The organism is Enterobacter sp. RHBSTW-00901, assembly GCF_014103115.1.
GTDB classification, from domain to species: domain Bacteria; phylum Pseudomonadota; class Gammaproteobacteria; order Enterobacterales; family Enterobacteriaceae; genus Enterobacter; species Enterobacter cloacae_P.
In genome coordinates, this window is the sequence record NZ_JABXPB010000001.1 from 1095571 (window position 1) to 1118263 (window position 22693).

Sequence of the window (22693 nt, forward strand, 5' to 3'; positions counted from 1 at the left end):
CGCAATGACGCCAGAATCGGTCATGATGATGGGAACGGAGGCGATGAAAGTCGCCATTGCTGTTGCCGCGCCCCTGCTGCTTGTTGCGCTCGTGACCGGCCTTATCATCAGTATTTTGCAGGCCGCCACGCAGATTAACGAAATGACGCTGTCATTCATCCCGAAAATCATCGCCGTGTTCGTGGCGATTATCGTTGCCGGGCCGTGGATGCTAAACCTGTTGCTGGACTATATGCGCAACCTGTTTACCAACCTGCCGTATATCATCGGCTAATACGACGATGCTGCACATCACCAGCGACCAGTGGGTTCAGTGGCTTGGCGTCTATTTCTGGCCGATGCTGCGCATCCTGGCACTCATTTCAACCGCCCCCATTCTCAGCGAGAAATCGATACCCAAGCGGATCAAAGTGGGGCTGGGCATCATTATCACCATTATCGTTGCCCCTTCTCTGCCACCGGTGGATATCCCCATCTTCTCGGCGAATGCGGTGTGGGTAGCGTTGCAGCAGGTGATGATTGGCGTGGCCGTCGGGTTTACCATGCAGCTCGCGTTTGCCGCCATTCGTACTGCTGGTGAGCTTATCGGTCTGCAGATGGGGCTATCCTTTGCGACCTTCGTCGATCCTGGTAGCCACCTCAACATGCCCGTGCTGGCACGAATTATCGATCTGCTGGCCATGCTGCTGTTTCTCTCGTTCAACGGTCATCTGTGGCTGATCTCCATGCTGGTGGATACATTCCATACGCTGCCGATTGGTGAAAATCCGGTGAACAGCAATGCATTTCTGGCCCTCGTCCGTGCCGCCGGGCTTATTTTCCTCAACGGACTGATGCTGGCACTGCCTATCATTACCCTGCTGCTGACCGTTAACCTTGCACTGGGTTTACTAAACAGAATGGCTCCGCAGCTCTCGGTATTTGTCATTGGTTTCCCGGTGACTCTGACGGTCGGACTTTTATTAATGTCATTGCTGATGCCACTTATCGCCCCCTTCTGTGAACATTTATTCAGCGAGATATTCAACCTGTTAGCGGATATTGTCAGCGAACTCCCTCGCAAATAATAACCCGCATTGTTCTCAGTGTCTTTCTGAGGATATTCCTAAAATAAATCGCGAAAAACATCTTCCAGGATATATCTGACGCGGTTTAATTGTTTCTAACCACCTCACAATACTTAATATTTACTTTACTTTGAGATGATTCCTGGCAAATTATACGTAACTTTACGGGATAGTGAGTCCGCCTGAAAGTCTTTGTCATGCTCACAGGTTTATTAATTTTTTTCCATCCCGTATGGCTGTTTATGAGCTCTCAGGCAGATGGTGAATTATCGTTACGCATTGAGTGAGGGTATGCCATGTCAACGATCATTATGGATTTATGCAGCTACACCCGGCTAGGGTTAACCGGGTACCTGGCAAGCAGAGGGGTAAGAAAGAGAGACATCAACGATGCACACACCGTTGACGAACTTGCAGCCGCTTGTGATGACCTCAAGCCAGGCGTGGTGTTTATTAATGAGGACTGTTTCATTCACGATCCAGCCAACAGTCAGAAAATTAAGCAAATCATTAATCAACATCCCAAAACTCTGTTTATTGTTTTTATGGCGATAGCCAACATTCACTTTGATGAATATTTGTTGGTTCGTAAAAATTTATTGATCAGTTCTAAATCGATTAAACCAGAGTCTTTGGATGACATCCTGGGCGATTATTTGAATAAAGAAGTAAAGAATGTAGGCGCAGTTAACTTACCCACTTTATCATTAAGCAGGACTGAATCAAGTATGCTGCGAATGTGGATGGCCGGGCAAGGGACTATTCAAATTTCGGATCAGATGAATATTAAAGCAAAAACCGTTTCATCACATAAAGGTAATATTAAAAGGAAAATAAAAACGCATAATAAGCAAGTGATCTACCACGTTGTTCGCCTGACGGATAATGTGACGAATGGAATTTTCGTCAACATGCGTTAGCCTGCTTAAAACCTTTAGTCTGCTCCTCCTGATCTCTGGCCTGGCCAGAGATTTTTGCTATGCAGCAGATGTCGGGCGCGCAGATTGCCACCCGACGCCACGCTACTCTGCTTTTTCCACAAAGATACCATCCGCATGCCCCAGTTCATTAAAGAACCAGATGCCGAGCGGGTAGTCTTCCAGTGATACCAGATACATTGTGCCTTCACTAAACTCTTCAATTGCCAGCACTATCCCCGGACGGCGAGCGCCACCGTCCGTTTTGACGGTTACCCGATCGTTGACCTTCATACGTTTCTCCTGCGGTTTTGAGCCAGTGTAGAACAAATCTCATTAACTGACATCGCCACAGGGCGCGAATGATGTTTTTGTGTGCAGTCTATACTTAAAGGTGGACACGGTTGAATGAGGTACCCGTAATGAAGACCGATAAAGCGTACAGCGACACCATCAGAAACGAGGTGGATGTCGATGCCCTACTGGCCGCCATCAATGAAATCAGTGAGTCCGAAGTTCGCCGCTCGGACGATCATTCCGACCGGGTCATTGTGAACGGGAGGGATTATCACACTTACCGTGAACTGGCCGAGGCCTTCGAGCTTGATATTCATGACTTTAGCGTGTCTGAAGCAAATCGTTAGGGCGAAAAAAATCCCGGTCATGGGGATGGCCGGGATGAAACTTGCTTATGCAAGAAGCACTTGAAATTCGTTACACCAGGAATCCTGATGTGCTGTAAACAGTATCCTCAACGATTTTGCATGACAAGAAAATATTTGCGTTATGAATACATTTTCTGATGTACGGCATCTTTTGTTATACCTTCACCACAGGAAACAGGAGTTGGATCACTCCTTGTCACGATCGCGCCAGACAACCCGGTTTCGTCCATACTGTTTTGCCTGATACAACCGGGTGTCAGCAATGGACTGCAGCTGTTCGAAGTTGTAATTCCCCTTTTCATGCGCACAGCTCACGCCAAAGGATGCGCTAATGCGTATGGTGGTATTTTTTTTCACCAGAATTTCTTTACTGTCGATCCTTGAGCGAATGCGCTCCGCGACTGCTGACGCTTCCGGCAGTGCAATCCCTGGCAGTACCACACAAAACACCTCCCCACCAACACGCCCGGCAACATCGCTGGTACGTAACCCGGTGGCGATGAGCCCTGCAGCATGAGACAGTACCTTATCCCCCGCCTGATGCCCAAACAGGTCATTGATGTTTTTGAAGTGATCGAGATCGATCTGAATCACGGAGAACGGCAGTGACTGCTGTTGACATGTTTCCGCCAGTTGTTTTGCCCGCTCAAACAGTGCCCCACGGTTATTCAGACGGGTGAGCGGATCATGCCAGGCCTGCCACTGCAGTGAGTTCTGCAGCGTGTACATATTTCTCACCATCCGGCGGATAACCAGCCAGGAGATCAACAGCATGGCGGTAAAGAGTGCCCACAGGAGCGCCAGCACAATGCTGATACTGCCGAAATCACCGCGCACGCCTTCATCCAGGGTATGAACGCGCAACACCACGCCATTAAAATGATCCAGTCGCTCCCAACTGACAAAACGGCTCCCCAGACGGAGACCGCCTTCGGTATCACTTGCAATAGCCGAGGCAATTTGCGCCCTTTCAACGTCGTCAAAAAGGTTTATCTTGCTGGCAGAGACTTCAGAGGACGCAATCAGGTTCAACCGGGTGTCGTAAAGCTGGTACTCACCTTCCGTATGGTCTGCCACCGCATCCTTTAGTAAGCGCTTCATGGTTGCGACAGAGAAATCCAGCGCGACAACGCCATACCAGTAATTATTGAAATAGACCGGGACACTGGCGGTGATCGTCGGAGCATCTGCTGGTGCTGTTGACGTCGTTGAGGAGAAAAACCAGCGTACCGCCCGTGCACGGTTGGCGCGACCGGATTGCTGGGTAAACCAGGGACGCGTGACAAAATGATAATAGCGGGAAATGATCTCGTCATCATTCACGGGCGTATTGGTAGCGACCCAGAGCCCGGCACGCGAAATATACATCGCGCGCTCTTCTTTCTGAGTGGATGACGAGGCCAGACGCAGTAAATACCCGACTTCCAGCGCCGCGGAGATTTCATGGCTAATATGCTCATCATCGCGGTTTAGCAACGTGGTTTTACTGACAAATTCATCCGAGACGCCATTAACAGGCAGCGTGCGATCTTTATCGACAATCAGTTGCCAGGAGGGGGTGTTGCGCACCGTTTTAAAGCGCGCGACGGCCATTTGCAGGACATCAAACCCCAGGGGCGTCTGAAGCGCTTCGCCCATACTTTTACGGAAAAAAAGGAGTTTATCGACGCTAAATTGCAGCTGTCTGTCCAGCGCACTGGCAACCGTTTCCAGATGATTACGCTGGCTTGAAACATACGCCCCTTCCAGCACCACGACTTCGCGCCAGGTCAGAAGAGTAGAAAAAATGAGCACAACAAGAAAGCAGATGTTAACAATCAGGCCGGGATTGCTACGATTATGCAGCCATTGCAGAAAAGATCGTTTTACAAAATAGGTGTCGCGCTGCACACACACTCCCTGATTACCACTCTCATACCCGGTACGGTATTGTTCTGTAAAAACGCCCGACAAAGCCGGGCGTTACGTGATTAAGCCTTGTCGCGCTTTTGTCGCCCGTTACCCGGCTGAAGCTCATCTTCACGAAAAGCTTCACGCTTGATGCTGTAACCATCATGCCACCGACATTCCACCATTCCGCTGGAATACCCGGTGACAATCATGCGAGGGCCACCTTTCTTAGGCTCAACTTCATCACTGACCAAAAAGACCATACCTGCCTCCTGTATCAGGGTGAAACTGTTTCAATTTAGACGAGAAATGGCCTTTTTGCATCCTGTAACAAGTAACAAATTAGTGCGACGTCCCACGCATTTTTTCAACCAGCGTCACGACTGCAACCACGATACCACCAATGATAAAGCCCAGCACCAGATTCAACAGCGTTGGCAGGATAGCCGCCACCAGCGTCCCCTGAGACGCAGCGACATGTTCAATGGCATGGTGTAGCGGTGCGATACCGTGCACCACAATGCCGCCCCCAACCAGAAACATCGCCAGCGTGCCGACCACCGACAAACTCTTCATTAGCCAGGGAGCCAGCACCAGCAGGCTTTTGCCAATACCTTTTGCCACGGTGCTTGATTTTTCTTCCAGCCAGTAGCCGATATCATCCAGTTTGACGATCAACCCCACCAGGCCGTAGACGCCCACCGTGACCAGAAGGGCTATCCCCGAAAGGATAAGCACCTGGTTCAACAGCGGAGAATCCGCAACAATCCCGAGCGTTATCGCCACAATCTCCGCCGAAAGGATGAAATCGGTGCGGATGGCACCTTTGATCTTGTCGCGCTCAAACGTTTTGAGATCCTGTGTAGCCAGTGCTTCAAGGCGTTGCTGGCGCATCTCAGGGGTATCATGCTCTTTACGTGACGCGAGCGAATGAAGGATCTTCTCAGCCCCTTCAAAGCACAGAAACGCCCCCCCCACCATCAGCAAAGGGGTGATAGCCCAGGGGATAAAGGCGCTTATCAGCAGCGCCAGCGGTACCAGGATCACCTTATTAATGAATGACCCTTTTGCCACGCCCCAGACCACCGGCAGTTCACGGTTGGCCCGAACCCCACTCACCTGCTGGGCGTTCAGCGATAAATCATCTCCCAGTACACCGGCGGTCTTTTTTGCCGCCAGTTTGCCCATCACCGAAATGTCGTCCAGTAAGGTGGCGATATCATCCAGCAATGTTAACAAGCTACTTCCTGCCAAAATCTCTATCCTTCTTTTTTTAGTAATGAAGTGAATAGTATGGAGCAAAAGCGTAAAGCCTGAAACAGGCACCTTACGTCAACAAAAAATTCACACTTACCTCACAATTAAAGAACTCGCCAGCCTGACCGTTTTGACGTTTACTGTTAGCGACCTTTTCATTTCGTCGTGAGGGACTATGCGTTTCCGGCAACTATTACCGCTCATTGGTGCTCTTTTTTCGTTGTATATCATCTGGGGTTCCACCTATTTTGTCATTCGTATCGGCGTGGAAAGCTGGCCACCGCTGATGATGGCGGGCATTCGTTTTCTTTCGGCAGGAATACTGCTGATGTCCTTCTTACTGCTGCGGGGACATAAACTGCCTGCACTGCGCCCACTGCTTAACGCAGCCCTGATTGGCCTGCTGCTGCTGGCCGTGGGGAATGGGGCGGTTACCGTCGCGGAGCACCAGAATGTTCCTTCAGGGATCGCCGCAGTGGTGGTCGCAACCGTGCCGCTGTTTACGCTTTGCTTCAGCCGTCTTTTCGGCATCCGCACCCGTAAGCTGGAGTGGCTGGGCATTGGGATTGGTCTTGCCGGGATTATCCTGCTCAACAGCGGCGGCAACCTGAGCGGAAATCCGTGGGGCGCACTGTTGATCATGATTGGCTCCATGAGCTGGGCGTTTGGTTCCGTGTACGGTTCGCGCATTGAGTTACCGTCCGGCATGATGGCTGGCGCAATTGAGATGCTCGCCGCAGGAATTGTGTTGTCGATTGCCTCCATGCTGACGGGCGAAAAGCTGACGGCAGTGCCGGATCTGTCGGGCTTCCTGGCCGTAGGTTACCTGGCGCTGTTTGGCTCCATCATTGCCATTAGTGCCTATATGTTCCTGATCCGTAACGTCTCCCCTGCCGTCGCCACCAGCTACGCGTATGTCAACCCGGTAGTGGCCGTACTGCTGGGAAGCGGATTCGGTGGCGAAACGCTCTCTCCCATTGAATGGCTGGCATTAGGCGTGATTGTTTTTGCCGTGGTGTTGGTCACGCTGGGGAAATATTTGCTGCCGGCTAAACCGGTGGTGGTTCCGTGTGAGGTGGAGAAACCCTAAGCGGATGGATCCCCTGGGTGTCGATCTGCGCGGCCTGCCCGCCGCCGCAGATCCACTCTTCCAGCCGCTCAGTCAGTTCCACATCATTCAGCTTCAGCTTGCCGCGCAGCGCACACTCCCAGACAATCAGCACCCGCCAGCCTTGTGCAACAAGCGTTGCAATATCACGTTTGTCTCGCGCCACATTCTTACCTATTTTGTCCAGCCAGAAATCGGTGCGGGTCGCAGGGACTTTAAACAGGTAACAGTCATGATGATGCCAGAAGCAGCCGTGGGTAAAGATGATGCACTGATACGCGTCGACCACGAAGTCGGGACGCCCGGCAAGCGCGGCATCCTGCACGCGAAAATCAAAACCAGCCTGCTCCAGTAACCCGGCTAGCCGTTTTTCTATTGCGGTATCACGCGTGCCGATGGCACGCATATTTTTACTGCGAGTCGCCTTATTGTGTACATCCGTCATTGACGGCCTCACTCTGGCGCAGCGCAACAGCCTGTTTGATGCGTGGGGCCAGTAGTTTTGCCACTGCGGCAAATGCGGGAACCACCACGGAATTACCAAACTGACGGTACGCCTGAGTGTCCGACACCGGTATACGGAAGCTGTAACCCTGCGGCGTTTCAAACCCCATCAGGCGCGCGCATTCACGTGGCGTTAAGCGACGCGGACGATGACGCTGGTTCTGCGGGTCGTCGAAGTCTTTCTCGCCCAGGGCTTTATCCCACCCTCTGTCGATAAGAATTTCCGCGCCGTCTTTATAGTAGCGGGCGGACAGTGTGCGGGTCACGCTGTGCGGATCGTTCGGGTTAACCATACCAAAACCAAAACCATTGCCCTTTGCCTGGTGTTTTTTGGCATAGCGATAGAGGTATTTCCACAGCACCGGGGTCAGGATAAATTTGGCATCGATGGCGGGCTCCAGCAGATCAGCCACGGTCGGACGACGCGCCGGATACAACGACGGGATATCCCGCAGGGTAAAATCCCCCTTCAGATTGAGATCGCGACGGAAGCCCACCAGCACAATACGTTCGCGGTGTTGAGGCAGGAAAAATTTGCCATCGATGATTTTCGGGTCATCTGCGCCCATATCCTGCGAGTCGGCCACGTCGTAGCCCAGCTCATCGAGCGTTTGCATGATAATACGGAAGGTTTTCCCACCGTCATGGCTCTTTAAATTCTTGACGTTTTCCAGCACAAAAATAGCCGGACGACGGGCATCAATAATACGGGCAACATCAAAAAACAGCGTTCCCTGCGTATCGCAGGCAAAACCGTGGGCGCGTCCGAGGGCATTTTTTTTCGATACCCCGGCAAGCGAGAAAGGCTGGCACGGAAAACCAGCCAGAAGGACATCGTGTGCAGGAATAGTATCGCGAATATGGGCGGCAGCCTCTGCATCGGTCACACCGCTTTTGTGGCTCAGGGTCACATCGCGGATATCGGCATTGAAATGATGCGCGTCAGGGTCACAATACCAGTTGGCTTTATAGGTACGAACCGCATGTTTATTCCACTCGCTGGTAAATACGCACTGCCCACCAATGGCTTCAAACCCGTGCCGGATCCCGCCGATACCGGCAAAGAGATCGATAAAACGGAAGGCATAGTTCGGATGTGCCGCTGACGGGCGCGGAAGCAGGTTTTGCAGGTAACGGAACTCGCTCTCGCTCAGGCGATGCCCTGCCCGCTCGCTGGTAAGCAGTCTCTTGAGAATTGCCGGGCTCCAGTGGCTCTCACCGTGTGCTGCCAGCTGGTTTGCCAAAGATTTAGCATCATAGATATCCAGCAACTGGTGCAGTAGCGCCTGTACCGTTGCCGTTGATTTCTCAGCCTGCTCAGACGCGGGCTTAGTCACTGATCGATTTTCCTGCATTCTTTTAACCAGGCAATAAAGACGGGGAACAGATTACCACAGTTCAGTCACTCAAACTGCGGCGAAAGCGGTGCTGAACCTGGCTATCTAACCCCAGGCAGTCACCCTGTAATTCGGCACTCAGTTTTGCCATAAACTGGATCAGAAAATCGGCGTTATGCCGCGCGAGTTCGCGCCCCACTTCCGTTTTCATTGTCTCTGGCAAGCGCAGTAGCTTGGTCTGAAAATGGTCGAGAGCGAAGGTTCTGTCGTCCAGCGGACGAGCATCAGCGAACGGATCTTCTGCATCAAAAAGCGCCACACCCAGCGCCCCCGATACGGCAAAAACACGTGCAAGACCGATAGCGCCTAATGCCTCCAGCCGGTCAGCATCCTGCACAATTTTGGCCTCAGGGCTTTGCGGCGTAATGCCTGCGCTAAAGCTGTGCGCCTCAATGGCATGCTCCACGGCAGCACAGTGCTCTGAGGGAAAATCAGGGAAATCGCGTCTTAAAATATTACGCGTCTCGCGCGCCGCCAGCTGTGATGACTGGCTACGATCGGGATGGTTTTTCGGCAGGCTGACAATGTCATGGAAATAACATGCCGTCAGCACGACCAGCGGCTCAGCCATCTGGTTAGCCATGATGTTCTGCGCCGTCATCCAGACACGGCGAAAGTGCGAAATATCATGCGCGGCGTCGTCGGTAGTGTGGTTTTCATCAAGCCAGCGCTCAAAGCGGTGTTGCCACTGTGCAATTTCCATCATCACGTCCTGTCGCTTAAACCACTACAATAGCAATTTTCCCTGCGGCTATCACGGGTTGTCCTGGCGTGGGCGCGTGTACCAGGCAATCCCGCCCAGAATCAGGCCTACGGTGCTCAGTACTAAAAAGCCAAACAGTGCCCCAAGCCACTTACCGCTGGTCGATCCCAGAGACCCGTCAACAATGGTATCGGACAGTGAAGGAATTTTACTCACTACCCATATATAGCGAACCATCGCCCAGACAAAGTATCCGCAAAAAGCGTAAAACACCCACAGAGCCAGTTTGCCTCCCAGGCTACGATCGTTTTTTCGTTCCATCTTCAATCCTTACTCCACGGCAACCACGTTACCGTTTTCACATATCCACTCAAATTTTGTGATTATAGTCACATTTTGGCATTAAACGTCGGGCTCCGCGACGCTTTCTGCTCGCAAGTTTGCGTTAAGTTGATCTCTGGCAAATTTGCAGACTGGCACATTCCCGGCGTAATGCTGTTGAAAATGATGTTCTCTTCTGACTACACGTCACATGAAATATAATTCCTGCAAATTAAAACTACGGAATAATATTCAAAATAAATACTTAATAATAATTAACCCCTATATATTCGGGAAAGAAATTCACAAGAAAAATAAATAGACAAATAGAAACATTTTGTAATTCTTTTACTATTTTAATTACATTTATTTTTGAACCTAAATAATACCCCATAGAATAGTATCTGGCCTGTAGTTACGGAGAGTCACTACATATATTCATATAAATTATCTTTAAAGGGAATATATAATGAAAAGAAAAGTTTTGGCAATTATTGTACCTGCTTTATTAATGGCTGGCGCTGCAAATGCGGCTGAAGTGTACAACAACAACGGCAATAAATTAGACCTGTACGGTAAAGTGGATGGTCTGCACTATTTCTCTGATGACACCGGTTCTGACGGCGACATGAGCTATGTACGTTTGGGCTTCAAAGGCGAAACCCAGATTAACGCTCAGCTGACCGGTTATGGTCAGTGGGAATATAATATTCAGGCAAATAATACTGAAGGCAGTGACAAACAATCGTGGACACGTCTTGGTTTTGCGGGTCTGAAATTTGGTGAATACGGTTCATTTGACTACGGTCGTAATTACGGTGTTGTATACGACGTAGAAGGCTGGACCGATATGTTGCCTGAGTTCGGCGGCGACTCCTATACCCATACCGATAACTTTATGACTGGCCGTGCAAACGGTGTTGCAACTTACCGTAACAATGGTTTCTTCGGTATGGCCGATGGCCTGAATTTTGCCCTTCAGTACCAGGGTAATAATGAAAGTGCATCAAACGATCAGGAAGGCACCAACAACGGCCGCGATATTCGTAAAGAAAACGGTGACGGCTGGGGTATTTCAACCTCCTACGACTTCGGAATGGGCTTCACCGCTGGTGCAGCATATTCCTCTTCCGACCGTACCAACGATCAGGTCACTAAAACGACGGCTGGCGGTGACAAAGCGGATGCCTGGACCCTGGGCATGAAATATGATGCCAACAGCGTCTATCTGGCCGCAATGTATGCAGAAACCCGCAACATGACGCCATACGGTGACTTCGGTGTAGCAAACAAAACCCAGAACTTTGAAGTCACTGCACAGTACCAGTTCGACTTCGGTCTGCGTCCTGCCATCTCTTTCCTGATGTCTAAAGGTAAAGACCTGAATTCCAGCTACGGTAACGACAAAGATTTAGTGAAATATGCAGACGTTGGCGCAACGTATTACTTCAATAAGAATATGTCCACCTATGTTGATTACAAAATCAACCTGCTGGATGAAGACGATAACTTCTACAGCGCAAACGGTATCAGCACTGATGATATCGTGGCGGTAGGTCTGGTTTATCAGTTCTAATCCCCATAAAGACTAAAGCCCGCATACAGCGGGCTTTTTTTGTCTCTGGCACACACCCTTACGGTGCTTCCTGCAATGCCACCCGAATAAATCCATTATTCTGCGCCAGCAACTCATGCGCTTTCCACGCATCCAGCCCGGTCAGTACCATCAGCACCGCTGTTTTACAGTTGTTGTTACAGCTTTCCAGCGCCGCTTTCGCAACGGCGCGGGTGCATCCCCCGGCTTCCATTACAATCGCAATTTGCCGTTCAACCCATTTGGTATTGCTTGCTTCCAGATCCACACGCAGGTTGCTGTAAACACGCCCGGTGCGAATTGCCAGCCCGGTAGCGACCATGCTGAGGATCATTTTTTGCGCAATCCCCGCTTTGGTATTGATATACCCGGCAACGGCATCAGCCCCCAGTTCAGGCGCAATGACCATGCTTGCCAGCTGCGCCGCCTCGCTTTGTGCATCATCGGTAATAACAGCGACAGTCGACCCCAGCGACCACGCATGCCGCATGGCTCCCCAGACCCAGGGGGTTTTTCCACTGACGGTGACCGCCAGCATCATGTCGTGCTCGCCAAACCCGATAGCCTGCAGGTCAGCGACACCACGCTCGTAGCTTCCGGCATCATCACCTGCCGTAATGGCAATCACCGGGGATTTTCCCGGCGCATATTCATCTGCCGCCTGTTTTGCCGCGCGGCCGGACGGGCCAGCGCCAACGATCACCAAACGCCCGCCATGACTCAGGGTTGCCGCTGCGTTATCGACCACGCGGGCAATCGTCGTTAAGCAGGGAGTCATGGCCGTAGAGATTTGTGCATCATCCTGGTGAATGACTTTCAGCATGTCCAGCGTGGACAATCTATCGATATTCATCGTGCTGGCGTGCCGTCTTTCCTTGACCGAACCGGTAAGCATAATGCTCATAAACAGCCTCCTTATTATGAGTACCCACACACTATAAAGTGTTTTATATGGATGACCTGCGAGGAGGGTCACGAAAAGTAGAGCAACCGCATGCTTTTACATAGCTTTAAGAAATGCGCGGCATCGGTGATAATTACCCTTTCTCCTTTATCACGGAGTGGTAATGAGCGATTTGCAGCCGTTTCCTGAGACGCGCAGACGTCCCATGAAACTAAACACCCTGGTCACACTCATGGTATGCGCCATTATCGGCTCTGTCCTGCTGGTGGTTTTTGCCCTTTATTCAGTGCAAATCACGCGGGCCACGCGAGATGATGTTAAAGATACCGCGCTGGGGATTGCCCGCACCTTTGCCGACAGCCCTGACGTGAAGCGTGGTCTGATGCAGGCCCCACAGGCCGATATTATCCAGCCCCTCGCTCAGGCCGTGACGCAACGTAACGACCTGCTGTTCACCGTGGTCACCGACATGCGCGGTATTCGTTACGCTCACCCGAACGAAGCGCTGTTAGGCCTGCATTTTATTGGCGACGATCTGACACCCGCTCTGGAAGGAAAAGAGAATGTCTCCGTTAACCGGGGCGCACTAGCCGAGGCCTTGCGCGTGTTCACACCGGTCTACGACGCCCAGCACGAGCAAATTGGCGTTGTCGTGGTGGGGATCTCCCTCAATAAAGTTGAAGATCAAATTACGCGCGGGCGGTTGAACGCCGTCTGGACCATTCTGTTCAGTATCCTGATGAGTTCGCTGGCGATCTGGGGTCTTGTCCGCGTACTGAAACGGATCCTGTTTGGTCTGGAGCCGTACGAAATCTCCGCGCTATTTGAGCAACGTCAGGCGATGCTACAGTCGCTCCGGGAAGGTGTCCTGGCGGTAGATATTCATGGTCGCGTCACGATGGTCAACCACGCTGGCAGAGAAATGTTACTCCTGTTACCGGGCCAACAAACCGAAAATACCAGCGAACCGCTGCTGACAAGCCTGCGGGAAGTGTCGAAAACCGGTATTGCCCGCCAGGACCAGGAGATCAGCTGCAACGGGCGGTTATTACTTTGTAATATGGTCCCGGTAAAAAGCCGGAATCGGGTGATTGGGGCCATCTGCACCTTCCGCGATAAAACGGAAATCAGCCAGCTGATGCAGCGTATTGATGGCATGGTCAACTACGTCGATGCCCTGCGCTCCCACACCCATGAGTTTATGAATAAGCTGCATGTGATCCTGGGGCTGCTGCATATGAAGCGCTATGACAAGCTGGAAGAGTACATTATCCAGACGGCGCATAATTACCAGACTGACATTGGAGCCATTCAGCATAAGATTAAATCTCCGGTGATTGCTGGCTTTTTGCTGGGTAAAATCAACCGGGCAAAAGAGGCCGGAATTACCCTCACGCTGTCCGACGAATGTCTGCTCCCCGACACGGCCAACGAAGAGCAGGTCGCGGTACTCATTACCGTGCTGGGGAATCTGATCGAAAATGCACTGGACGCTATGCAGGATCAAACGGAAGGTGAAATCAGCCTGCTGCTGCACTATCAAAGCGGCTGGCTCAGCTGTGAAGTCAGCGATGATGGCCCAGGCATCGATCCGGTAGCACTGGAGGATATTTTTACGAAGGGCTTCTCAACAAAAGGTGAAAACCGGGGCGTTGGGTTGTTCCTTGCCCGCCAGCAGATCCAGAATCTCGGTGGGGACATCAGCGTCGAGTCTGAACCGGGTGTATTTACTCAATTTTTTGTTCACATCCCCTGGGATAGCGAGAGGAATATCGCGTGATAAATGTTTTAATTGTCGATGATGACGCAATGGTAGCTGACCTCAACCGTCTGTACGTCAACCGTGTTGAAGGCTTTAGCTGCTGCGGTGTCGCCTCTACGCTCAACCAGGCCGAGGCAGTCATTAATAACCCGAGCCAGCCTGTCGATCTGGTGCTGCTGGATGTTTATATGCAACAGGATAACGGGCTGGATCTGTTGCCCATCATCCGTGCGTCAGGCCGCCCGATCGATGTGATTATGATCTCATCGGCATCCGATGCCGCAACGATCCAGACCTCCATGCATTACGGCGTGGTGGATTATCTGATTAAACCGTTCCAGTTCCCGCGTTTCGAAGAGGCATTGAGCGGCTGGAAGGCAAAACGTAACCTGATGGGTTCACACCAGTATTATGAGCAGGCAGATGTGGACAGACTGCTGCACGGCGGTGCGCCGGAGCTGGCGGACAGTAAAAAACTGCCGAAAGGGTTAACCCCGCAGACGCTGCGCACCATCTGTCAGTGGATTGACGCGCACCCGGAGATGGAGTTTTCCACGGATGACCTGGCGAGCGCGGTGAATATCTCGCGTGTTTCCTGTCGCAAGTATTTGATCTGGCTGGCTCAAATCAACATCCTGTTCACCAGCATTCACTATGGTGCCACCGGGCGTCCGGTATATCGTTACCGGCTCCAGCCCGAGCAGACAGGGCTGCTTAAACAGTACTGCCAGTAACCCGGTAGCTGCTGTCCAGTAAGGTAAAACGGAAGTGGTGCGCTGAAGAGAACACCACTTCTTTCGTTTTGGTCACAAAGATAGCCTCAATATCAGGGCGCGCACGCAGGGCAGCACACCCTTTCTCCACGCCCATTCCGTACATCAGCGTGGTCCAGATATCGCCATCAATGGAATCTTTTGAAACGACGGTTACGCTGTCCAGTTCATTGTCCAGCGGGTAGCCAGTACGTGGGTTGAGAATGTGGTGATAGCGTTTGCCGTTTTGCTCAAAGTAGCGCTCATACGTTCCTGATGTCACAACGGACATGTTCTCAACCGTCATCGTGCCAATCAGTTCATCACCGGCGAACGGTTTTTTAAGCCCCACGCTCCAGCCCCCGTCCGGCGAACCTAACGTCTGGATATTACCACCCAGGTTAATCAACCCCAGTTCAGCCCCCGCTTTGCGCAGATAATCCCGCACCCGGTCGGCAATATAACCTTTGGCAATCGCCCCCAGATCAATCTCCATCCCTGGCCTGGTCAGAAAAACGCTGCTGTTTGCATCATCGAGCACAACATCACCCGGATGGGTAACTGCAAGCAGCGAGGCAATTTCATCGGCTGGCGGTACGCTATCTCCCCGAAAGCCGATTTTCCAGCGTTTCACCAGCGGACCAATGGCAAGGTTAAAGGCGCTGTCCTGGAGCAGGCTGGCGGCTTTTGCGCAGCGTATAAGTTCAAATACCGGGCGACTGACCGCGACCGGATGCTGCCCGGCTGCATGGTTGATATCCATCACCTGCGAATGCGCACGGTTGACGGTGAGCACATCTTCGTACTGTTTGATCAGGCGAAATACGCGAGAAGCGAGCGCTTCATCATGGGAAAAGAGTTTCAGAAGAATGGGCGAGCCCATCAGGACAGCGGAATAACTGTAAACGCGGTTGTCATCGGGCATGGCATGCTTCCTCAGATGTAGCCCCGGCAAGCAGCGAGCCGCCGGGGAAATTGCCGGATAACGCGCGTTTATCCGGCCTGAAAAACAGGTGCCTTATGCCATTTTTGCGCGCATCGCCGCCTGATGTCCGGCAAGCGTACCAAAAATAATGATATCTGCCACCGCATTACCACCGATACGGTTACCGCCGTGGATCCCGCCGACAACCTCACCCGCAGCAAACGCCCCCGGCAGCACGTTATGGCTGTTATCCAGCACGCAGGTTTCGGTGTTGATGGTCACGCCGCCCATTGTGTGGTGTACACCCGGTGCAATCTGAATGGCGTAGAACGGCCCTTCGTTGATTGGTGCACGCAGTGCAGTAGTACGGCCAAAGTCATCATCGTGCTGCTTTTCAACAAAACCGTTGTAACGTTCCAGCGTGGCCAGGAAAGCGTGGTAATCCATTCCCAGTTCTTCAGCCAACGCTTTAGGTGAGCTGGCGCTGGTGACAAACCCTTTCGCGATGTACTCATCCGCCGCTTTGTTTTTCGCACGAACATGCTCATCAAAGACGATATAGGCGTATTTTTCAGGCAGTGCGATGATCTGCGCTGAGACTTTATCGCGGGTTTCCATCTCGTTAAAGAAACGGTTCCCCTTCTGGTTAACCAGAATCGCCCCGCCGCCGCGAATGGATTCGGAAATCAGATACGAGGTTTTCTGTTCGACAGTTGGGTGGATCTGGATCTCGCCCATGTCGACCGTACCGGCCCCGATACGTTCCAGCAATGCGATACCGCCACCGGTCGCCCCTTTGTGGTTGGTGGTCACAAACCCTTCCAGGTCCGGACGGTATTTCACAACCATCTGACTATTGGCACTGAAGCCCCCCGTTGCCACCACCACGCTTTTGGTCGCCACGACGATCGTTTCGTTCTCTTCGGTGGTCAGACGTACACCGGTTACTTCGCCGTTTTCGAAGATGATGTCGTTAACGGAGGTATCGAGCATCACGTCGATGTTACGCTTGTTGACGTTACGTACCAGGCCGCTAATCAGATAACCGCCGACGGCAGAACCATCTTTTGGACGGTGGGTACGGTCAATGCTCATTCCCCCGGTGGTGGTAATATCATTCAGCATGATACCGCGTGTCGCCAGCCACTCGATAGCCTCTGGCGCGTTTTCTACGAAGCGGTGCAGCAGCGCCGGGTTGTTCTTGTTTCCACCGCCTTTCAGGCTCTCCTGGTAGAACAACTCTTTGCTGTCCTGAATGCCTTTCACCCGCTGGAAGCGGGTTTCTGCGGCGTTCATGCCCGCAGACGCTTTAATGGTGTTGCCGCCAATGGAGGGCATTTTCTCAACAATCAGCACGCTCGCGCCTTCGTCGTGCGCCTGGATTGCCGCCGCCAGACCAGCACCGCCGCTACCCACCACTACAACGTCAACGCTTTTGGTTTCGTTCGGGTCAGCCCCTTCTTCCGCCGCCAGCGCTTTGCTGGATTTCAGCATCGCTTTCGACACCGCTTTTTTCACCGCTTCGCTCTGGCTGGTTGCACCCGTGATGGCATCCACATGCGGGGTATTGGCATCCAGAATGCGGGTGCGGATCTCTTCAAAGCTGGTGACAAACTCCACGTCTTCACCCGGACCGGAGGCCAGTTCAATATCGGCGATGCGGTCGGTTTCCAGGCTGACGTTAATGACAAGCTCATTGGCGTCGTCCTGCACTTTCTCAACGAACATACCCGGTTTGAATCTGGATTCACCCATGCTCATGTCGCGGATCATCGCTTCCACCAGCGAGAAACGCCACAGCGGTTCTGGAATGCTTAACGCTTCGCGCTGGGTACTGTCCATGAACAGCTCAAGCGTTTCACCGGCAGCAATGCGGTCAGTCCAGTCCGGGTACGCGATGGTTGCGCGGCCAACGGCAATCAGGTCGTAGCCATGTTCCAGCGCGTCATTAACATCGGCGGCATTCACCACACCGCCCACGCCCATCACGGGGATCTGTGTCAGCGTTTCAGAGCGCATCGCGCAGTATTTTTCGATAAGCGAGGTGGGATCTTGCGTGTCGACGATAGATGGGCGCAGGGTCGCACCTACAGAGAAGTGCAGATAATCCACGCCACGCGCGGCCAGTTTTTCCAGCAGGTACATGGTGTCGTCAAAACGAATGCCAGGAACTTCCAGCTCTTCAGGGGAGAAGCGGTAGCCAATAATAAAAGCATCATCCGCGTACTGACGCACCATTTTGTGAGTGATATCCAGCACCGCCAGCGGGAATCTGGCGCGGTTGTCACGGCTGCCGCCCCACTCGTCGTCGCGCTGGTTAGAGTTCGGAGAGTAGAACTGCTGAATCAGGTATGTGTTTGCCCCGTGGATTTCAACACCGTCAAAACCAGCCTGGATGGCACGACGTACGGCTTCACCAAACTTGCCAACCATCCCTTCCACTTCTTCGGTGGTCAGCGCAACCGGCGTCGCGGCACCGTCACGCGGCGCAGCAACTGCGCTTGGGCCAACAGGTGTACGGCCACCGATCAGTTTCGGGTCGACCATGCGACCACCGTGGTAGATCTGCAGAAGGGCTTTAGAACCTTTGGACTTGATGGCATCGGCGATTTTCGCCAGCCCGGCGATTTTTTCGTCGTTATCAATACCAATCGCCCCCGGGAAAGCGAGACCCAGGTCGTCGACAAAACAGCACTCAACAATAATGGTACCAATGCTGCCTGAACGTGCCCGATAGTACTCCACCAGCTCGCTGGTGACCGTACCATCATAGTAACCCGTACAGGTTGTCATCGGTGCCATTAACAAACGGTTTTTCAGTTCCGTGCCATTCGGTAATGTGAAGGGGCTTAAAATACGTTCGTTAGTGCTCATAATAGAAACTCCAAACTTTAAAAAATTAAGAATTCGTTGTCGGACCAGTTTTATTTCGTTTTTTATGCCGATTTCATAATATTAATATAATGATTTTTTTAGTTTCTAAAGCTATTACGTTAGTTAATAAACTATTTAATCCCTTCGATAACATTAATAACACATTGGTGTTAGAGATATAAATTACTCCGTTCACAATAATTTAAACATTGTTAACTTTTTGCTTACGTTACCGCTCTGTGTGAATTCTAATAAATATAAATAAAACAATAAGATAACCAAGCTCACTCTTATCAAATGTTATCAAAAATCAACAATTAAAAAATAAAAACACACAATACCCACATACACCTGAGTGGTTATTAATAAACGATGAAAAATACTTCTGCGATTCTATTTTTTTGATCGCGATCAAAAATCAAGGCATCCAAAAGCGCAATATATAAATATCATCATTTTTTAATTTACCGCAGACCTTAATGCGATAAATCACTATTAGCGAAATCACAAAAACGCACTTTAAATAACTAAAAAAACCAAAGAAACTAAAGAAACTAAAGAAACTAAAGAAAGCGAATTTGTATTTTCACGATATAACCGAATTCCTGACAACTTAAGACGCGAAACTATGAATACAAAAACTGCTGTAACGCCTCCTGTGGCGAGTAAAGCACCCGACGGAAAGGCAAAACGTCTGCTGATGATGGCGCTGCCGATTATCGTCGCCGTACTGCTGCTGTTTGTTCCCGTTCCGGAAGGGCTGCCTCCTTATGCATGGCACTACTTCGCTATCTTCGTCGGCGTGATCGTCGGCTTGATCTTCGAACCGCTGCCAGGCGCAGTGATTGGCCTGACCGGTGTGGTCGCAATTGCACTCTGTAGCCAGTGGGTGTTGTTCAGCCCGGATCAACTGGCCGACCCAAAATTCAAGCTGGCGGGAGCCTCCTTTAAATGGGCGGTAAGCGGTTTTGGTAACTCAACCGTGTGGCTGATTTTTGGTGCCTTTATGTTCGCCGCAGGCTATGACAAAACCCGCTTTGGTCGCCGTCTGGCGCTGATTCTGGTGAAGTATCTGGGCCGTCGCAGCCTGACGCTCGGTTATGCCATCACCTTCGCGGATCTGCTGCTGGCACCGTTTACGCCGTCTAACACCGCACGTAGCGGCGGTACTATCTACCCAATTATCGCTAACCTGCCACCGCTGTACGGTTCAAAACCTAACGACCCGAGCGCGCGTAAAATTGGTTCGTATCTGATGTGGGTAGCGATCACCGCAGCCTGTATCACCAGCTCAATGTTCCTCTCCGCGCTCGCACCAAACCTGCTGGCACTGGCGCTGGTGAAAAGCACCGTGGGGATTAACATCTCCTGGGGTACCTGGTTTATCGCCTTCCTGCCGCTGGGTGTGCTGTTGATTCTGGTCATGCCGCTGCTGGCCTACTGGTTCTACCCACCAGAAGTGAAAGTGAACGATGAAGTGCCGCTGTGGGCGAGCCGTGAGCTGGAAAAACTGGGCAAACTGTCCCGCAATGAAATCCTGCTGCTGGTGTTTGTGTGCTGTGCGCTGCTGATGTGGATCTTCGCCGCTGCGTGGATTGAACCGGCAATGGCTGCGCTGTTAATCGTAGGTTTAATGCTCTGGACTGGCGTGCTGGAGTGGAATGATATCACCGGTAACAAAGCGGCCTGGAATACCTTCGTCTGGTTCGCCACTCTGGTTGCTCTGGCAGATGGTCTCTCTTCCACCGGCTTTATTAGCTGGCTGGGTAAAGAAGGTGGCCTGCTGATGAGCGGTATCTCTCCGGGCGTTGCGACTATCGTACTGCTGCTGGCGTTTTACCTGCTGCATTATCTGTTTGCCAGCACCACCGCGCACACTACGGCGCTGCTGCCAGCGATGCTGACCATCGCCTCCACCATTCCGGGCATGAATATGGAAGTGTTCGTCCTGCTGATGGTGACGTCTCTGGGTATCATGGGGATCATCACTCCGTACGGTACTGGTCCAAGCCCGATTTACTACGGTAGTGGCTACCTGCCAACCAAAGACTACTGGCGTCTGGGCACCATCTTCGGTGCCATCTTCCTGGCGGCCCTGCTGCTGATTGGTTACCCGTGGATGTCCATGATGTTCTGATTCCTGACCGCCGGATTAAACCTCCGGCGGTTTTATTTTTATGGAGCAATACGCTATGTCGAATAAACCGTTTGTTTACCAGAACCCCTTCCCGCTCGCGCACGACGATACCGAATACTATCTGCTGACCAAAGAGCACGTCTCAGTTGTCGGATTCGACGGTCAGGAAGTGCTGAAAGTGGAGCCAGAAGCACTGACCCTGCTGGCACAACAAGCCTTCCACGATGCTGCTTTTATGCTGCGCCCTTCACACCAGAAGCAGGTTGCAGCCATTCTTCATGACCCTGAAGCCAGTGAGAACGATAAATACGTGGCTCTGCAGTTCCTGCGTAACTCCGAAATTGCCGCCAAAGGCGTATTGCCGACCTGTCAGGACACCGGCACAGCCATCATCATGGGTAAAAAAGGCCAGCGCGTCTGGACCGGTGGCGGTGACGAGGCAGCCCTGAGCCAGGGCGTTTACAACACCTACACCGAAGACAACCTGCGCTACTCCCAGAATGCGGCGCTGGATATGTATAAAGAGGTCAACACCGGCACTAACCTGCCTGCGCAAATTGACCTCTACAGCGTTGATGGCGACGAATACAAATTCCTGTGCATGGCAAAAGGCGGCGGCTCTGCCAACAAAACCTATCTCTACCAGGAAACCAAAGCGCTGATCACCCCTGCGAAGCTGAAAAATTATCTGGTTGAGAAAATGCGCACCCTCGGTACTGCAGCGTGCCCGCCGTACCATATCGCCTTCGTGATTGGCGGTACGTCAGCAGAAAGCACCCTGAAAACCGTGAAGCTCGCCTCCACCCGTTACTACGACGGTCTGCCAACGGAAGGGAACGAGCACGGCCAGGCGTTCCGCGATGTTCAGCTCGAACAGGAACTGTTGCAGGAAGCGCAAAATCTGGGGCTTGGCGCGCAGTTTGGCGGCAAATACTTTGCCCACGATATCCGCGTTATTCGTCTGCCGCGTCACGGTGCATCTTGCCCGGTCGGAATGGGTGTATCCTGCTCCGCAGACCGCAACATCAAGGCTAAGATCAACCGCGACGGCATCTGGATTGAGAAGCTAGAGCACAACCCAGGCCAGTACATTCCTGAATCCCTGCGTCAACAGGGCGAAGGCGATGTGGTGAGCATTCATCTCGACAAACCGATGAATGAGATCCTGCGCAGCTTTCTGCTCACCCGGTGTCTACGCGCCTGTCGCTGAACGGTACCATCATCGTGGCGCGCGATATCGCCCACGCGAAGCTGAAAGAGCTGCTCGATAACGGCGAAGAACTGCCGCAGTACGTAAAAGATCATCCAATCTACTACGCTGGCCCGGCCAAAACACCGGAAGGTTATGCCTCTGGCTCGTTAGGCCCAACCACCGCAGGCCGTATGGACTCGTATGTGGACTTACTGCAATCCCACGGTGCGAGCATGATCATGCTGGCAAAAGGTAACCGCAGCCAGCAGGTGACCGATGCCTGCCATAAACACGGCGGTTTCTACCTCGGTAGCATTGGCGGCCCGGCGGCGGTACTGGCGCAAAACAGCATCAAGCGCCTTGAGTGTGTGGCTTACCCTGAGCTGGGTATGGAGGCTATCTGGAAAATCGAGGTGGAGAACTTCCCGGCGTTTATCCTGGTGGATGATAAAGGTAACGACTTCTTCCAGCAGATCCAGAACAAACAGTGCGCAGGCTGTTCACAGCGCTAAAGACCCGAAGCCAGGCCATGCCTGGCTTTTATTCCTTCACCATAAAAACCCCCTGATTTTCAGAAAATTAATGTTTCCTGTTGACTGCAGGAATGACATAAATCTTTTTACTCACCAGCCAGAAAGAACATTCAGTAGCAGGTTGTGTTTCAGCGTCACGACTGAGTTCACAAAATGAATGACAGAGTTGCAAAGCGCTATTCACTCTGCGG

At 52.0% G+C, this 22693-nt stretch carries 20 protein-coding genes and 1 pseudogene; 10 read left to right on the forward strand and 11 right to left on the reverse strand.

Annotation, left to right across the window (positions count from 1 at the left end):
* The first annotated feature begins 4 nt into the window (after positions 1-4).
* The 3 genes from fliQ to rcsA all read left to right on the forward strand — a co-directional run bounded on the left by fliQ (position 5) and on the right by rcsA (position 1987).
* The gene (fliQ, locus tag HV318_RS05410) at positions 5-274 is read left to right on the forward strand and encodes a flagellar biosynthesis protein FliQ (RefSeq protein WP_003859587.1); all 270 of its coding nucleotides are present in this window, start codon (positions 5-7) and stop codon (positions 272-274) included.
* A gap of 7 nt (positions 275-281) precedes the next feature.
* A complete protein-coding gene (gene fliR, locus HV318_RS05415; protein WP_182271896.1) occupies positions 282-1067 on the forward strand; it encodes a flagellar biosynthetic protein FliR in 786 nt (261 codons plus the stop codon).
* Between the two features lie 296 nt (positions 1068-1363).
* On the forward strand, positions 1364-1987 hold the full coding sequence (gene rcsA / locus HV318_RS05420) for a transcriptional regulator RcsA (protein ID WP_182271897.1): 624 nt from the start codon (positions 1364-1366) through the stop codon (positions 1985-1987).
* 102 nt (positions 1988-2089) lie between these two features.
* Here the strand turns inward: rcsA and dsrB are convergent, their stop codons facing one another.
* Entirely contained in the window at positions 2090-2278 is a 189-nt protein-coding gene (gene dsrB / locus HV318_RS05425; protein WP_182271898.1) for a protein DsrB, read from the reverse strand.
* 128 nt (positions 2279-2406) lie between these two features.
* Here dsrB and yodD point away from each other — a divergent pair, with 128 nt between their 5' ends.
* A complete protein-coding gene (gene yodD, locus HV318_RS05430) occupies positions 2407-2628 on the forward strand; it encodes a YodD family peroxide/acid resistance protein (protein ID WP_182271899.1) in 222 nt (73 codons plus the stop codon).
* A gap of 207 nt (positions 2629-2835) precedes the next feature.
* Here yodD and dgcQ read toward each other — a convergent pair whose 3' ends face one another.
* The 3 genes from dgcQ to HV318_RS05445 form a co-directional block, all read right to left on the reverse strand.
* Positions 2836-4539, reverse strand: a complete 1704-nt coding sequence (dgcQ, locus tag HV318_RS05435; RefSeq protein ID WP_182271900.1) for a cellulose biosynthesis regulator diguanylate cyclase DgcQ — start codon at positions 4537-4539, stop codon at positions 2836-2838.
* A gap of 80 nt (positions 4540-4619) precedes the next feature.
* Positions 4620-4802, reverse strand: coding sequence for a YodC family protein (locus tag HV318_RS05440; protein WP_182271901.1), 183 nt, complete (start codon positions 4800-4802; stop codon positions 4620-4622).
* A gap of 79 nt (positions 4803-4881) precedes the next feature.
* Positions 4882-5793: a DUF808 domain-containing protein gene (locus tag HV318_RS05445; RefSeq protein WP_182271902.1), complete on the reverse strand. Its 912-nt coding sequence runs from the start codon at positions 5791-5793 to the stop codon at positions 4882-4884.
* 178 nt (positions 5794-5971) lie between these two features.
* Between HV318_RS05445 and yedA the strand changes: the two genes are divergently transcribed.
* On the forward strand, positions 5972-6886 hold the full coding sequence (gene yedA / locus HV318_RS05450; RefSeq protein WP_182271903.1) for a drug/metabolite exporter YedA: 915 nt from the start codon (positions 5972-5974) through the stop codon (positions 6884-6886).
* On the opposite strand, the gene HV318_RS05455 is transcribed toward yedA, so the two are convergent.
* The 4 genes from HV318_RS05455 to drpB all read right to left on the reverse strand — a co-directional run bounded on the left by HV318_RS05455 (position 6846) and on the right by drpB (position 9829).
* A complete protein-coding gene (locus HV318_RS05455; protein ID WP_182271904.1) occupies positions 6846-7349 on the reverse strand; it encodes a very short patch repair endonuclease in 504 nt (167 codons plus the stop codon). The genes yedA and HV318_RS05455 overlap by 41 nt on opposite strands.
* Positions 7330-8745: a DNA cytosine methyltransferase gene (gene dcm, locus HV318_RS05460; protein ID WP_182271905.1), complete on the reverse strand. Its 1416-nt coding sequence runs from the start codon at positions 8743-8745 to the stop codon at positions 7330-7332. Before dcm ends, HV318_RS05455 begins: the two co-directional genes overlap by 20 nt.
* A gap of 61 nt (positions 8746-8806) precedes the next feature.
* Positions 8807-9508 (reverse strand): phosphohydrolase, encoded by a 702-nt coding sequence (locus HV318_RS05465; protein WP_182274537.1) that lies wholly within the window; start codon positions 9506-9508, stop codon positions 8807-8809.
* A 51-nt stretch (positions 9509-9559) separates the two neighbouring features.
* Positions 9560-9829: a cell division protein DrpB gene (gene drpB, locus HV318_RS05470; RefSeq protein ID WP_182271906.1), complete on the reverse strand. Its 270-nt coding sequence runs from the start codon at positions 9827-9829 to the stop codon at positions 9560-9562.
* Between the two features lie 469 nt (positions 9830-10298).
* On the opposite strand from drpB, the gene HV318_RS05475 reads away from it, so the two are divergent.
* Positions 10299-11405, forward strand: a complete 1107-nt coding sequence (locus HV318_RS05475; RefSeq protein ID WP_182271907.1) for a porin OmpC — start codon at positions 10299-10301, stop codon at positions 11403-11405.
* A gap of 58 nt (positions 11406-11463) precedes the next feature.
* On the opposite strand, the gene HV318_RS05480 is transcribed toward HV318_RS05475, so the two are convergent.
* A complete protein-coding gene (locus HV318_RS05480) occupies positions 11464-12327 on the reverse strand; it encodes an N-acetylmuramic acid 6-phosphate etherase (RefSeq protein WP_182271908.1) in 864 nt (287 codons plus the stop codon).
* Between the two features lie 163 nt (positions 12328-12490).
* Between HV318_RS05480 and HV318_RS05485 the strand changes: the two genes are divergently transcribed.
* A complete protein-coding gene (locus tag HV318_RS05485; protein ID WP_182271909.1) occupies positions 12491-14107 on the forward strand; it encodes a sensor histidine kinase in 1617 nt (538 codons plus the stop codon).
* Positions 14104-14823 carry a two-component system response regulator DcuR gene (gene dcuR / locus HV318_RS05490; RefSeq protein ID WP_182271910.1) on the forward strand — a complete coding sequence of 240 codons (720 nt, stop codon included), beginning with the start codon at positions 14104-14106 and terminating at the stop codon, positions 14821-14823. Before HV318_RS05485 ends, dcuR begins: the two co-directional genes overlap by 4 nt.
* Here the strand turns inward: dcuR and HV318_RS05495 are convergent.
* Both HV318_RS05495 and HV318_RS05500 read right to left on the reverse strand, forming a co-directional pair.
* The gene (locus tag HV318_RS05495; RefSeq protein WP_182271911.1) at positions 14804-15766 is read right to left on the reverse strand and encodes an FAD:protein FMN transferase; all 963 of its coding nucleotides are present in this window, start codon (positions 15764-15766) and stop codon (positions 14804-14806) included. The genes dcuR and HV318_RS05495 overlap by 20 nt on opposite strands.
* 93 nt (positions 15767-15859) lie before the next feature.
* Entirely contained in the window at positions 15860-18640 is a 2781-nt protein-coding gene (locus HV318_RS05500; RefSeq protein ID WP_182271912.1) for an NADH-dependent fumarate reductase, read from the reverse strand.
* Between the two features lie 628 nt (positions 18641-19268).
* Here HV318_RS05500 and HV318_RS05505 point away from each other — a divergent pair.
* Together HV318_RS05505 and fumA are read left to right on the forward strand one after the other, a co-directional pair.
* Entirely contained in the window at positions 19269-20777 is a 1509-nt protein-coding gene (locus tag HV318_RS05505; protein ID WP_196390179.1) for an anion permease, read from the forward strand.
* Positions 20778-20832: 55 nt separating this feature from the next.
* Positions 20833-22481: pseudogene (gene fumA, locus HV318_RS05510) on the forward strand (class I fumarate hydratase FumA).
* Positions 22482-22693 lie beyond the last annotated feature (212 nt).